We start from the raw sequence: 13366 nt of genomic DNA on the forward strand, positions 1-13366 counted from the left end.
GGCCCGGCGACAGCCGGGCCCGCTCTCCGCTCCGACCTGGGTCAGCCGCGGACGATGTTCTCCGCCTGGGGGCCCTTCTGGCCCTGGGTCACGTCGAAGGAGACCTTCTCGCCCTCGACCAGTTCCCGGTAGCCGTTGCCAGAGATGTTCGAGTAGTGGGCGAACACGTCGGGGCCGCCACCGTCCTGCTCGATGAAACCGAAGCCCTTTTCGGAGTTGAACCACTTCACGGTGCCGCTGGCCATACTGCTGTCCTTCGATATCGCCGAGGAACATCCCCGGCTGGTCCATGAGACGGGGCTGCCCGTCACCGGCCAGCACCCGACCTACGTTCTACCCCACAAAGCAGCCACCATGAAACGTGGCTGGAGAGTGACGTGGATCATGATCTACCAGGCGTTTGGAGAACCGTGCGGCCGGTCGGGGCGACCGATGAACGGGAGGAATGACGGTGCGACATTGGCCTGAGGGATCCGCGGCCGATCCGGAAGCGGCGCGGGAGCGGTACGAGTCCGACATGCGGACCACGCGGGCGGCGTTGAGGGAGGCCGCCCGTGCCGACATGCCCGCAGCGCACTTCGGGGTCGCCGTCGTGATCGCCGCCAGTGTGGTCCTGGGCCTCTTCGCGGGTCCCGTTGCCGGAAGCCTCGTGGTCGGAGTCTTCGGCGCGCTGTTCCTGATGACCCTTGCGGTCATGTTCGTTCGAGGCATCCGAGGTGTGGACGCTTGTTGGCGGTCCTACCTCTTCACCTTCGGATGGGCCAACTGGATCTAGACGTTCGGCATGGCCACGACCTGGTTGATCCTCGCCTTCACACCGTGAGGGGACGGGATCCTCGCCTCGCCGGCCTCGACGCGGCGCTGGCCGCCGCGGTAACCGCACGGCGCGATCACGGCTCCCCACAGGCATACGCCGCACTCCACCGGCAGGTTCCCGGCTCGGGCCGGCCTTCTTCACCAAGTTCCTCTACTTCACCGGCACCGCCGTACCGCCCCGCCCACGGACCGCGCCCGCTCATCCTCGACCGCGTACTGGCCAGACGCCTGCGGCAGATGGCCGCCGCGGTCGGCCGCGAGAGCGGCCACGATGCGGACGGCTCGGTCGCCGCCCGGGTCTGGTCCGACAGCAACTGGACGCCCCACCGCTACCAGGTCTACCTCTCCTTCATGCACGCCGCCGCCAACCAACTGGCCGAAGCCGACCGCTGGTCGGCCAGCGCAGCCCCCGGCCTCCTCGAATGCGAGCTGTTCACCACCGACTGAGAGACATCCGACTGACGGCACACTGTCGTGCCGGGACAGATCGTTGCACCGAAAGGTCGCATACGTGGGAGTGGACCTGATGCGTGAACGTTGCGCACCTGGATACCGCTGCCCGATCTAGGGTTCTCAGCCCTGGCCCGGCCCGTGTCCGCGCTCTGGCAGGGCCGGGCCGCACCCCTTCCCGACGTGGGCCACTGGACGTCGCAACGACACGGACGATTCCCGATCGGTGGGCGGCCGCCGAGGTGCTCCTATTACTCCAGCCGTACTTCGTGATCTTGCTTGGGGTGCGGCATCGGCCGAACCCTTCGGGGCGTCCACAGCCCGAGTCCGCCGAGGAACTTCCGGTGCCACGTCCCCGCGAACCAGCGCCGTCTGCCACTCACGCGTAAACCCCCGACGACACGGCCCTCTTGAGGGGCCGTTACACCGTTCGATCACAGGTGAGTGATCGAACCGGAGGCTAGGTAGCTTCATGATCACAGCTCAAGACACTTTGCCGTTTCCAGGGAGAAGCCATGCATGCCTATGAAAGATGCTGTGTAGTTTCTGTGCCGGAATTGATCACTTCTCAGATCACTGCGGCAACCGGGCTCTTTCAACCCGCTGCCCCTCGAACCGAAGGAAGCCCGCGAGGTGTTGAGACCTCCGATACGCAACCGCCCAAGGCGCGCTGTTGCTGTGTACTACTCCCACGGCGCCAAGTCCTGGGCCTTCGGCAGACACAGCACCGACGCCGGCGGCGCCGTCTGGCGGGCCACGTACGGCGGCAAGCCGGTCGCCGGCCGGTGGACCCACCTCGTCGGCCTGTACGACTCGCTTCCGGGACCTACGGCGAATACACCAACGGCGCGATCAGCAACGTCCGCGTCTATCCCTTTGCTCTTCCCCCGGCCGACGCCGCGTCCGCCGATGACCTGCCCAAGGTCGCCCAGCTCAACTGACACCTGACCGTCATCGCGTACCGCCGCCCGCACCCGGACTCCCCCGGATGCGGGCGGCGCCCGACACGGATCCGGAATCCGGCTCCGCCCACGCAACCCACCTCTGCCCTGGGAACCTTCATGAGACGCAGCACCTTCCTGGCCGCGGCCACGGCGACCGCCCTGTCCGCGTCCCTGTTCACGGGAACCGCCACGGCCCACGCGGACGGCACCACCGACGGTCCGGTCCTGTCCGACGCCGACGGCTGGTACGAACCGGGCCTGCTCTTCGTCACGGCACACTCCGACAGCCCGCTCACCCGCATCACAGCCCACTTCTCCCCGCTGGACGCACCGGACGGAGCCCCGGAGGCCGGATCGACCGAGGACTTCACCCAGTACTCGGGGCAGGACGCCCGCTCCGGCGTCTGGCGGGCGCCGGTGCACCTGGCCGAACTCGGCGACTACCGGGTGACCGTCGATCTGCAGGATGCCTCCGGCGCCACCGTCACCGGGGCCCTCTCGCCGCACACCCTGCACTACCAGACCGTCATCACCGTCACCGGCCTCACCGCCACCCCGAGCGTGCCGGACTACCTCCACCAGGAAGTCTCCGTCAGCGGTGCCGCCGTCGCCCGGGACCCACGCGACCCCGGCACCCCGGCTCCCGCCGCCGGCATCCCCATCGTCGTCGGCGGCCCCGGGCGCACCTGGACCACCACGACGACCGGCACCGACGGCCGCTTCACTGCGGCGTTCGTCCCCACGACGCAGACCTTCCGGCTGTACACATCGCCCGAGGCGTCCGACAGCTACCCTGGGGCGATCGATCTGGGGTCAGACCCTCTGGATCTGCACACCGCACCGGCACCGATCCGCTTCACGGCCAGCACCCACGCCCTGAACCTGCAACAGGGCGCGACGGGGACCGTCACCGGCCACGCCGAGATCCAGACCACCTCGGGCTGGCAACCGCTGCCGCACACCACGATCACGCTGCAGGACCGGGCGCATCTGGCCGGCCAGACGACCACCGACAGTCAGGGCAACTACACCCTGCAAGTCCCCTCCTCGGGCGGCGGCGCCACGAGCGGCGAACTCGTCGCAGGCACGTACGACATGCCCTTCCAGCTGACCGCCACCGAACCCCTCAGCCTCCACGTCGCCTACACCACGCACATCGGGCTGAGCGCATCACTCGACGATGACGGGGCCCTGCAAACTCACGGCTACGTCTATTTCGAAGACACCCGCGCCCACTGGCCCGCCAACCCCACCGTCACCCTGCAGTACTCCAAGGACGGCAAGAGCGGCTGGAAGGACGCCGCCACTGTTCCCGTCCCGATCCACCACAACAGACCCCTGTTCGACGAGACGTTCGCCCGCACCCTCACCAAGCCGGACACCGACGCCTATTGGCGGGCGCGCTTCAACGGCAACCCCGACCTGGGCACCAGCACCACAGAGCCGGTGCACCTCTACCGCTACGCCACCCGCATCACCGGCTTCCACGCCTCCTCCGACACCGTGCGCAAGGGGCAGTCCATCAGCTTCGGCGGCATCCTCCAGTACAAGAAGGGCACCACCTGGAAGCCGCTCTCCGGCGGCTCGCCCACCCTCTACTTCAAGCCCCGCGGCTCCACCACCTACCGCTACGTCTGCGAACTGGCCAGCGACCACAACGGCCACCTCACCGGCCTGGTGACCGCCAAACAGGACGGCACCTGGGCCCTCGCCCTCAGCCGCGAGACCGGAAGCCACTACCTCACGAGCACCAGGGTCACCGACTACGTCGACGTTCGCTGACCCGCGTCACAACGGATCAAGCACGCACCGCACTGACAGTCCGGCCGGCCCGGTGAGTACGGGGCCGGCCGCCAGGGCGACACGGTGCGAGATGACCGGAGTCGGCTGCACGCGCGAGCGGCTGACCGACCCCGGCGCGGCTACCCGTTGGCGCGATAGCGCTCCGGCATCGATCTGAGGCGGTCAAGCCACTGCTCGATGTATTCCTGGAGCCCGGCTGTGGTGTGCGGCATGTCAAGCCAGTCCTGAGCAGCCTGCCGGGATTCCCGCACCGCGATGGTCTCAGCGTCCGGGCCGTAGTCGACGGGGTAACCATCCACAATGTCCGAGAGTTCGCCCCAGACACCGTACAGTTCGCCGACACCCCGGAGCTGCTCGATGTACGGCGGCTCGATCAGCTGCCCCATCACCTCCCCCACCACCCCGATCGGATCCTCGGCAGCGCCGAGGATCCGCCGCATGTACGGGTCGAGGCCATTGGCAAAGTCCTCCACAGAGGCACCCGGTGAAACGTCAGTCACTGGTCCAGCATGACCGACGCCGAACATGCCGAGGCCAGAGTCGGCAGGACTCGACCGTGCGGCGGGTCTGGATGCCCGGGCCGGACGCCCGGGCTGGCGCGCCACCGGGTCGGGCTGGTGCCGAGGCGGGTGCGGAACCAGCGGGAGAGGGCGCCCGGGGAGGCGAAGCCGAGGAGGCGGGCGGCCTCGGTCAGGGGCAGGTTCTCGTCGGCCACGAACCGGCGTGCGAGGTCGACGCGGGTGGCGTCCAGGACGGACGAGAACGTCTCGCCGGACCCTTCGAGCCGCCGGTACACGGTACGGCGGTCGACACCGAGGCTGCGCGCCACCTGGTTCGCGCTGCACCGGCCGGTCGGCAGCAGGATCTCGATGATGCGGCGCACCCGCTCCGGGGCGGACGGGTCCTCGCCCTGTGCCAGCAGGTCGACGTACTCCCGGGCATAGCGGCGCAGCACCGGGTCGGCGTGGGTGTTGGGCACCTCCAGCGCGGCCGTGGGCAGCACGATCCCGTTGAAGGCCGCGACGAATACGGGGGCCGTACCGAACAGTCGGTGGTGTGTGGTGAGATCGGCGGGCGCCGGATGCGTGAAGCAGACCCGGTACGGCCGGGGCCGCCGCACGAGGAAACCGGCGAGGATCTGGTGGTAGGCGCCGACGACCAGTTCCGTGGCCTGCCGGATCCGCGCATCCGGGATGTCCAGCGAGATGTGCAACGTCGCCGTCGCGCCGTCCTCGTGCAGATCGGCGCGTAGGGCCTCGTTGTACATGCGCTGGTAGCGGATCAGCAGGAGGACCACGCTGCGCACGTCCGGCTCCTCCCGCACCAGAAGGCTGACCGGGCCCAGGTTCGCGAGGCGCCGCTGCTCGGTCAGCCGCAGACCGAAGTCCTGCCGGCCGCAGGCGTCGGCCGCCATTTCCAGCAGCCCGGCCACCGCCGAGGCCGGCAGCCAGCGGTCCTGGTCGGCGAGGACGTGCGAGTCCACGCCCGCCCGGCGCAGCAGCGCGCTCGGATCCACCCCGAGGGCACGGCACAGCTCCGGGTAGCCGGTCAGTGCGGCGCTGCGAACGAGAGGTTCCATGGACACACTCCGGGGTGCTGGTCCTCCAGCTAAGCTCCCGGGCGCCCCAGATCAAACGTGCGGCGCCGGACGGATGCGGACATCACTCGGCGGACCCAGTGGCATGACCCTTTCGGGACACGTGCGCACCCCGTCGGGACGGCCTACGCCGCCCAGACGGCTCATACATGCTTCTGAACTGCGCAAATGCCCTGCCGGGCGCTCCCTTCGCCGTACCCGCCCGACCGGTTCCGCGGCTAGCCTCGAACCGTTCCCCATGGGGAGCGGACCTGGGAGTGAGCGGCCGATGAAAGTGGTGCGGGGCGGCGGCGCCGTGATGGCCGTCAGCGCGGGAAGTCTGCTCGCCATCGTCGTCGCCGACACCAACCAGCTGGCGCTGGTCGTCGTCGTCGTGCTGGTCGCGGCCGGGCTGGGCACATGGATGACCTCCCTGCGGCGCCGCGACGAACGCGCCTGCGACTGCCAAGACCTGCCCGGGGCGCCGTCCCCGTCCGACCCGTCCGGGCCGCCGCGGACGGCCGACCGGTCCGGGCCGTCGCTCTCGTCGGGAGTGCCGCACCCGTCTGGGCCGTCACACCCGTCCGTCCCGCCCGGATCGATGGAGCCAAGGCGTCCAGCCGCGCCTGTGCAGAAGCCTTGATCTGCTCCGAGGTAGGTGCGGCGGTGTCCGGGTCGGACAGAATCAGGGCGGGGATGCTCCGCACCAGGTGCAGCACGATGGCGTTGCGGACCGTGTCGTGGACCCCACCGACTCGGCGAACCGGTCGAGGAGCACCCGGGACACAACATGCTGGTCAGGCTTGAGCTGCTGCGAGTTCTGGGCAGCGTCTCGGACCGTTGCCGGGCGCCGGTGGGCGATCGAGGAATGCTTTCAGGCCGCCAAGAACGAATGCGGCCTGGACCAGTTCGAAGTTCGCCGCTACATCGGCTGGATGAGGCACATCACCCAGGGCGTGGCCCGGCACTGTCACTACCGACAACGCCTCTGACCAGGCCAAATAGCGAACCGCTGCCGGAGCACTAGGAGCCGGAGCCCAGCAGACGGCCGGTAGGACGGTCGTTGGCCAGCTGCTCGATCCGCTCGGCAGGAGGCAGAGATCGCCCAGGCAATGGATCACCTCGTCCCACTCTCCGGGTAACGTCCAGGTATGAGTCATCCACACCCCGAGCTGAAAGCCGCTCCGCCCCTTCCCGAAGGAGGGCTGCGGGTCATCGCCCTGGGCGGCCTGGGCGAGATCGGCCGCAACATGACCGTCTTCGAGCACGCCGGCAAGCTGCTCATCGTCGACTGCGGCGTGCTGTTCCCCGAAGAGACCCAGCCCGGCGTAGACGTAATCCTTCCGGACTTCACCTCCATCCGGGACCGGCTGGACGACATCGTGGCCGTGATCCTCACCCACGGCCACGAGGACCACATCGGCGGCGTGCCCTACCTGCTGCGCGAGCGGTCCGACATTCCCATCGTCGCCTCCAAGCTGACGCTGGCGTTCCTGGAGGCCAAACTCAAGGAACACGGCATCCGGCCGCGCACGGTACGCGTGCGGGAGGGCGACCGGCGCAGCTTCGGGCCCTTCGACTGCGAGTTCGTGGCGGTCAACCACTCCATCCCGGACGGCCTCGCGGTCGCGATCCGCACCGGCGCCGGGATGGTGCTGCACACCGGCGACTTCAAGATGGACCAGTTCCCTCTCGACGACCGCATCACCGATCTGCGTGCCTTCGCCCGCCTCGGCGAGGAGGGCGTGGACCTGTTCCTCACCGACTCCACCAACGCCGAAGTACCCGGCTTCACCACCTCCGAGCGTGAGCTGAACCCGGCGATCGAGCAGGTGCTGCGCACCGCGCCGCGCCGCGTCATCGTCTCCAGCTTCGCCAGCCATGTACACCGCATCCAGCAGGTCCTGGACGCCGCCCACCAGCACGGCCGCAAGGTCGCCTTCGTAGGCCGGTCGATGGTCCGCAATATGGGCATCGCCCGTGACCTGGGCTATCTGAAGATCCCGTCCGGTCTGGTCGTGAGCACGAAGGAGCTGGAGAAGCTCCCGGACCACAAGATCACTCTGGTGTGCACCGGCTCCCAGGGCGAACCGATGGCCGCGCTGTCACGGATGGCCAACCGCGACCACCAGATCCGTATCGGCAAGGGCGACACCGTCCTGCTCGCCAGCTCCCTCATCCCCGGCAACGAGAGCGCCATCTACCGCGTCATCAACGGGCTTACCCGGTGGGGCGCCCACGTGGTCCACAAGGGCAACGCCAAGGTCCACGTCTCCGGGCACGCCAGCGCCGGCGAACTCGTCTACTGCTACAACATCGTCAAACCCCGCAATGTCATGCCTGTGCACGGCGAATGGCGCCACCTGCAGGCCAACGGCGACCTCGCCATCCGTACCGGTGTCGACCCGGACCGGGTCGTCATCGCCGAGGACGGCGTCGTCGTCGACCTCGTTGACGGCCGCGCGTCCATCACCGGGAAGGTCCCCGCAGGCTACGTCTACGTGGACGGGATGGAGGTCGGCGGCGTCACCGAAGCCTCCCTCAAGGACCGCCGCACGCTTGGGGAAGAGGGTGTGGTCACGGTGGTGGCGATCGTCGACGCCGACACCGGCGCCCTCGCCGAAGCCCCCGACTTCCTGGCCCGCGGCTTCGCCCATGACGACACCACCTTCGAGCCGGTCATCCCCGTCATCGAGAAGACCCTGGCCACCGCCGCCGACGAAGGTGTCGGGGACGCGATCCAACTCGAACAGCTCATCGCCCGCGCCGTGGCGAACTGGGCGTTTCGCACCTACCGCCGCAGGCCCCTCATCATCCCCGTCATCATCGACGCCTGAGTCCCAGCTCCTGCGGGAGAGTGAGGGACGGGATGCCGAACCATCGGCCTGTGTGATTGACGCCCAGAGCGCCAAGACGTCCACCAGCGTTCCCGCCGCCGGCCAGGGCATCGACGCCGCGAAGAAGATCGTGGGCAGAAAGCGGAACATCGTCACGGACACGATCGGGCTCCTGCTTGCCGTGCTGGTCACAGCGGCGAGCAAGCAGGACCCCGTCGCCCGCGCCAGACTCCTGGACCAGGTCGCGGCCGAACACCCCGGCATCCGCGAGGTGTGGGTCGACGGCGGCTACCGCCAGCACCTCGTCGAACACGCGGCCACCCTCGGTATTGACATGGAAATCACTCAACGCACCCCCGGTGCCAGGGGATTCACCCCGATCCCGAAACGCTGGGCCGCGGACCACGACCAGCCGGGCTTCTTCGGTGCCCACCATCAGGGCCCTCACGTTTCATTCTTCTTTGGCGCCCCGGACTCGGGCAGTACCTGAGCCCTGGACAGAACGGCTTCCACGCCGGCTGCGGGCCGCTCCGGAGCGAGCGGAGCGACCGCGGCTGGCGTGATGGTCGGCGGGCCGTGACGGGCGTGGGCGTCGTGAGCGTCAGCGGGTCGTACCGAAGTCCTGCGTCCAGTAGTTGCCGGGCTGGGCCACCCCCACGCCGATCTCCTTGAAGCCGCAGTCCAGGATGTTGCGCTTGTGGCCTGCGCTGGCCATCCAGCCGGCCATGACCTGCTCGGGCGTGGAGTACCCGTACGCGACGTTCTCGCCGTAGCTGCTCCAGAGGTAACCCGCGCGCGTGATCCGCTGTCCCGGGTCGGACCCGTCGGAACCGGTGTGCGACATGGTGTTGTGGCTCGCCATGTCCGCGCTGTGGGCCTGGGCGGCCTGCGAGAGCTTCGCGTTCAGAGCGACCGGGGAGCAACCGACCTTGGCGCGCTCGCTGTTGACCAGGGCGACCACGCGGGCGACGGCGGCGGACGCGGGGGACGCCGTGCCTGCGGCGGGGGCCGTGGTGGTGGGCGGCTTCGGTGCGGCGGTCGTCGAGGGGGGCACGGCGGTCGGCTTCGGCGCGGTGGCGGTCCTCGGCGGGGCGGGCGGGGTGGTCGCCTTCGAGACGGGCGCCTTGGCCTTCTCCGGGGCGGGGGCCTCAGTCTTGAGAGAGGTCGTCGGAGAGGCCGAGGGCGAAGCCGTTGCCGTGGGCTTCGCGGTCCGGACGTACCGCCCTCGGTGTCCGTCCCAGGACGCCTTCCTCCCGTCCGTCCGGTGTCCGTCCCAGGACGCTTTCCTCCCGTCCGTCCAGGGACTGCTGGACGTGGCGGTGGTGGCATCGGCTCCTTCGTCGCCCATGCACGCCATGGCGGCCGACGGCACCGCCACCGCGCCCATCGCCAGGACGGCGACGCCTATTGGCTGGCGGCGCGTCTTCCTGCGGTGCTTCCTCATGCGGACCTCGTTCGGTCGACTCTCCTTGCGCCTCCGGCGGGCTCGGTTTCGCACAGACACTGCGCTTGACCTGCGGGGACGCCTTGCGGGCCGTCATTGTTAAAAGCCGCGGGAGGGCACGGCAACGGGGGCTTTCCACTACCTCGCCTAGTAGGCGAGGGGCGCCCTTGAATCCGGCCCTGGCTTGTGCCGGGCCGCCGCGCCGGACGCCGATGGTGCCTCACACTTCGTCAGAAGGACGGCAGAGGCGGTCCTGCGGCTCGATGCCAGTGACCCGGACCGGCGACCCCGGCCGAGGTGCCGCGTATGCCCTGCTTCCATATGCCAGATCCGCTTATATCGGCCATACGCCACGTACTATCGCGGCACGTTGATAGGGACCAGGCACGTGAGGGATGTCACCGACCTTCCCCACAATTCGTTCGGTGTCCGGCGTCCGGGGTGCGGTCATGCGGCGGTGACCGTGCGCAGGAGCGCGTCGAGGCCGCCGGCGTAGACGCCGTGACGTCGTCGACCACACCTACCGCCAGGCCATCACCGCCGCCGCCAGCGGCTGTCAGGCCGCCCTGGACGCCGAACTCCACGTGGGCGCTGGGCGACGAACACGCCCTCGCCTCGGTCCCCGCGTAAAGACAAGAGGTCAGCACCGGGACACCTGGTGGAAGGCATCCACTGCGACGTGGATGCTGCCAGACCCGATGCTGTGCCCCCCGTGCCCGAGCCCGATCTACGGCCGGGGTGCGCTATGGAGCCCCAGTGGGACGGGTTCCGGACGCTGGTCTCCGTCGCGCAGGGTGACCGGACAGGCCGGACGCCGCTCGCCCTCGAGGGTGTGCCGGCGGCTGGGCAGCAGCACGGCCTGCCCGCCGGCGGGCTCGTCACCAACCGCGGGCGCACCTCGGTGAGCCGCCATGCCAGCAGCCGGTCCACCCCGTCGATGGCCGGCACCAGGTCGGCGGCGTACGCCGGGGTGCGGTCGACGTCGCCGAGCTCCCGGTGGATCCCGACCCTCCGACGCCCGGAGTACGTCTTTTTTCAGCCATTCCCCTATAACGCCCCTGTACGGAAAGGTACTTCCGTACGGGAGCACGCGCCTGACATCTTGCATTCACCACTCGTTTCGTACGGCCAGGCCGGTGCCCTCGGCACGGCCGGGCCGTCTCCGGAGGACGCTTTGATACCCCACATATCCAGCCGGACTAGACGCACGCTGGTCCTGGCGGCCACGCTCGGTGCCGCCCTCACGTTCGGCGCCCCGGGCGCCCTCGCGGGCACGCTCCCCATCGGCCCCTCCACCGCGCCGGCCGCCAAGGCCCACGCTCCGGCCGCCGTGCCGGCTTCCCAGAGTGCGGCCTGGGTGGCCGGCACGCGTGCCTACCTCGTGATCACCGCCCCCGGTGACAGTTCGGCGGTCCGTTCCGCGATCGCGGCCAACGGCGGCACCGTCTTCTCGAACTTCGACGCCATCGGCGTGATCGTCGCCCACTCGGCGTCCAGCGGATTCGCCGCCACCATGCGCGGCGTCGCCGGCGTGCAGCAGGTCGGCGCCACGCGCACCTCGGACGTCCCGGCCGACGCCTACAACCCGGCGCTCCCGGCCAATCCGGCCCAGGCCTCGACCCCGGCAGGAGAACCGGTCCGGGCCGACATGAGCCAGATCAAGGCCGACCAGGCCTGGGCCGTGAACCCGGGCTCCGCCTCCGTCACAGTCGGCATCCTGGACACCGGTGTGGACGACCAGCACCAGGACCTGGCGCCCAACTTCGACGCGGCCGACTCGGTCTCCTGCGCCTACGGCAAGCCCGACACCCGTGTCGGCGCCTGGCGGGACGTCGACACGCACGGCACCCACGTAGCGGGCACCATCGCCGCGGCCAAGAACGGCAAGGGCGTCGTCGGCGTGGCCCCCGGGGTGAAGATCGCCGCGGTCCGGGTCGCTGAGCCGGGCAACTCCTTCTTCTTCGCCGAGAACACCATCTGCGGCTTCGTCTGGGCCGGTGACCACGGCTTCAAGGTCACCAATAACAGCTACTACACGGACCCGTGGCAGTTCAACTGCCCGGACAACATCGACCAGGCCGCCATCATCGAGGGCGTCAAGCGCGCCCAGGAGTACGCCGAGGGCAAGGGCTCCCTCCAGATCGCCGCCGCGGGCAACGAGAACTACGACCTCGCCCACAAGACGACCGACTCCGCGAGCCCGAACGACTCGACGCCGGTCACCCGCACGATCACCAACGCCTGCCTCGACATCCCGACCGAGCTGCCGGGCGTGGTCACGGTCGCGGCCAACGGCACGGGTGTCACCAAGGCCTCGTTCTCCAACTACGGGCAGGACGTCATCGACGTCGCGGCACCGGGCAGCAACGTGTACTCCACCGTCCCCGGCGGCGGCTACGGCAGCAAGAGCGGCACCTCGATGGCCACCCCGCACGTGGTCGGCGTGGCGGCACTCATCGCCAGCGCCAACCCGGGCATCACCCCGGCGCAGATCCGCGCCAAGCTGGCCGCCCAGGCCAACGACATCGCCTGCCCCTCGGACAGCCGCTGCACGGGCACGACGGCCGACAATTCGTTCTTCGGCGAAGGACAAGTCGACGCCCTCAAGGCCGTCGGAACCACCCCGCCGCCCGGTAAGTACTTCGAGAACCTCGCGGACTTCGCCATCAACGACAACGCGACCGTGGAGAGCCCGATCGCCATAACCGGCGTGACCGGCAACGCCCCGGCCACCCTCAAGGTGGGTGTGGACATCAAGCACACCTACATCGGTGATCTGAAGGTCGACCTGGTGGCGCCGGACGGCACCGTCTACACGCTGCACAACCACGCCGGCGGCAGCGCCGACAACATCGCCCAGACCTACACCGTGAACGCCTCCTCGGAGGTCGCGAACGGCACCTGGAAGCTGCGCGTCAACGACAACGCCGCCTCCGACACAGGCAAGATCGACGCCTGGAGCCTGACCTTCTAGCGCAGGGCCCGGCGACGCCCGCGTACAACACGCACTGCGCCGCGGCGGCAGCTCCTTGCCCGCGGCCACGGACAAGGCGGGCTGCGGCCTGTTCGGCCAGGGCTCCGAACTGCCGGGTGGCAGAGGGCATATGGGCCTCGGCAGCGGTGAACGCCGCGGTTGGGGCCCATATGCCGGAGACCTCCAGGAAGGCCGCGAACGGCCTGGGGCCGGCGTCCAGTTCACCGTGCGCCTCCCTGAGGAGCCGCAGGGCCGTGTCCGCGCTGCCCGCACGGGCAGCGGGGCCGCGGCTGCGCGCGCCGCGGCCCCGAGGAGTGCCGGCCGGCTCGACCTGCTGACCCCCGCGCGGCGGCGCAGAGGGCGCGGCCGAGGGTCTGACCGGCGCCCCGGAAGCTCTGTCCGGCGGCGTCGAGCCCCGGCAGGATCACCCGGCGACCTGATGGAAGCGCTCGCGGGCGCACCACCCCGTCAGCCGTACATGGCCCCAGCCCCAGGGTCTGCAGTGACGGTCTCAGCGATCGG

11 protein-coding genes and 1 pseudogene are annotated in these 13366 nt (G+C 69.6%); 8 read left to right on the forward strand and 4 right to left on the reverse strand.

All coding sequences use genetic code 11. The annotated features are described in order from the left end of the window. Nucleotides 1-41: 41 nt before the first annotated feature. Complete coding sequence (locus ACFXGX_RS07010) at nt 42-245, reverse strand: cold-shock protein (RefSeq protein ID WP_382785311.1); 204 nt, start codon at nt 243-245, stop codon at nt 42-44. Between the two features lie 206 nt (nt 246-451). On the opposite strand from ACFXGX_RS07010, the gene ACFXGX_RS07015 reads away from it, so the two are divergent. From ACFXGX_RS07015 to ACFXGX_RS07030, 4 genes are all read left to right on the forward strand, one after another. Beyond that, on the forward strand, nt 452-775 hold the full coding sequence (locus ACFXGX_RS07015; RefSeq protein WP_384785778.1) for a hypothetical protein: 324 nt from the start codon (nt 452-454) through the stop codon (nt 773-775). Nucleotides 776-819: 44 nt separating this feature from the next. After that, nucleotides 820-1263 carry a hypothetical protein gene (locus tag ACFXGX_RS07020; protein ID WP_384785781.1) on the forward strand — a complete coding sequence of 148 codons (444 nt, stop codon included), beginning with the start codon at nt 820-822 and terminating at the stop codon, nt 1261-1263. A gap of 788 nt (nt 1264-2051) precedes the next feature. Then, nucleotides 2052-2207, forward strand: a complete 156-nt coding sequence (locus ACFXGX_RS07025; RefSeq protein ID WP_384785784.1) for a hypothetical protein — start codon at nt 2052-2054, stop codon at nt 2205-2207. Nucleotides 2208-2327: 120 nt separating this feature from the next. Beyond that, nucleotides 2328-3992 carry a hypothetical protein gene (locus ACFXGX_RS07030; protein ID WP_384785787.1) on the forward strand — a complete coding sequence of 555 codons (1665 nt, stop codon included), beginning with the start codon at nt 2328-2330 and terminating at the stop codon, nt 3990-3992. Nucleotides 3993-4132: 140 nt separating this feature from the next. Here ACFXGX_RS07030 and ACFXGX_RS07035 read toward each other — a convergent pair whose 3' ends face one another. Continuing rightward, nucleotides 4133-4513: a hypothetical protein gene (locus ACFXGX_RS07035; RefSeq protein ID WP_384785790.1), complete on the reverse strand. Its 381-nt coding sequence runs from the start codon at nt 4511-4513 to the stop codon at nt 4133-4135. Next, nucleotides 4510-5592: an AraC family transcriptional regulator gene (locus ACFXGX_RS07040; RefSeq protein WP_384785793.1), complete on the reverse strand. Its 1083-nt coding sequence runs from the start codon at nt 5590-5592 to the stop codon at nt 4510-4512. The genes ACFXGX_RS07035 and ACFXGX_RS07040 overlap by 4 nt, the downstream gene beginning before the upstream one ends. Nucleotides 5593-5878: 286 nt before the next feature. Here ACFXGX_RS07040 and ACFXGX_RS07045 point away from each other — a divergent pair, with 286 nt between their 5' ends. From ACFXGX_RS07045 to ACFXGX_RS07055, 3 genes and pseudogenes are all read left to right on the forward strand, one after another. Then, on the forward strand, nt 5879-6232 hold the full coding sequence (locus ACFXGX_RS07045) for a hypothetical protein (RefSeq protein WP_384785796.1): 354 nt from the start codon (nt 5879-5881) through the stop codon (nt 6230-6232). 508 nt (nt 6233-6740) lie between these two features. After that, nucleotides 6741-8426, forward strand: coding sequence for a ribonuclease J (locus tag ACFXGX_RS07050; protein WP_384785799.1), 1686 nt, complete (start codon nt 6741-6743; stop codon nt 8424-8426). A gap of 13 nt (nt 8427-8439) precedes the next feature. Continuing rightward, nucleotides 8440-8829 (forward strand): annotated as a pseudogene (locus ACFXGX_RS07055) (transposase); the annotation flags it as partial. A gap of 198 nt (nt 8830-9027) precedes the next feature. Here ACFXGX_RS07055 and ACFXGX_RS07060 read toward each other — a convergent pair. Then, nucleotides 9028-9870, reverse strand: a complete 843-nt coding sequence (locus ACFXGX_RS07060; protein WP_384785802.1) for a CAP domain-containing protein — start codon at nt 9868-9870, stop codon at nt 9028-9030. Between the two features lie 1174 nt (nt 9871-11044). Between ACFXGX_RS07060 and ACFXGX_RS07065 the strand changes: the two genes are divergently transcribed. After that, nucleotides 11045-12844: a S8 family serine peptidase gene (locus tag ACFXGX_RS07065; RefSeq protein ID WP_384786154.1), complete on the forward strand. Its 1800-nt coding sequence runs from the start codon at nt 11045-11047 to the stop codon at nt 12842-12844. Nucleotides 12845-13366: the final 522 nt, after the last annotated feature.

It is taken from the genome of Streptomyces sp. NPDC059371 (assembly GCF_042751995.1).
Taxonomy (GTDB): Bacteria; Actinomycetota; Actinomycetes; order Streptomycetales; family Streptomycetaceae; genus Streptomyces.

Excerpts from the sequence above, each read along its gene's own strand:
- ACFXGX_RS07030 (WP_384785787.1), top strand. The coding sequence starts at position 2,328 with ATGAGACGCAGCACCTTCCTGGCCGCGGCCACGGCGACCGCCCTGTCC.
- ACFXGX_RS07010 (WP_382785311.1), bottom strand. The coding sequence starts at position 245 with ATGGCCAGCGGCACCGTGAAGTGGTTCAACTCCGAAAAGGGCTTCGGT.
- ACFXGX_RS07045 (WP_384785796.1), top strand. The coding sequence starts at position 5,879 with ATGAAAGTGGTGCGGGGCGGCGGCGCCGTGATGGCCGTCAGCGCGGGA.
- ACFXGX_RS07040 (WP_384785793.1), bottom strand. The coding sequence starts at position 5,592 with ATGGAACCTCTCGTTCGCAGCGCCGCACTGACCGGCTACCCGGAGCTG.
- ACFXGX_RS07060 (WP_384785802.1), bottom strand. The coding sequence starts at position 9,870 with ATGAGGAAGCACCGCAGGAAGACGCGCCGCCAGCCAATAGGCGTCGCC.
- ACFXGX_RS07050 (WP_384785799.1), top strand. The coding sequence starts at position 6,741 with ATGAGTCATCCACACCCCGAGCTGAAAGCCGCTCCGCCCCTTCCCGAA.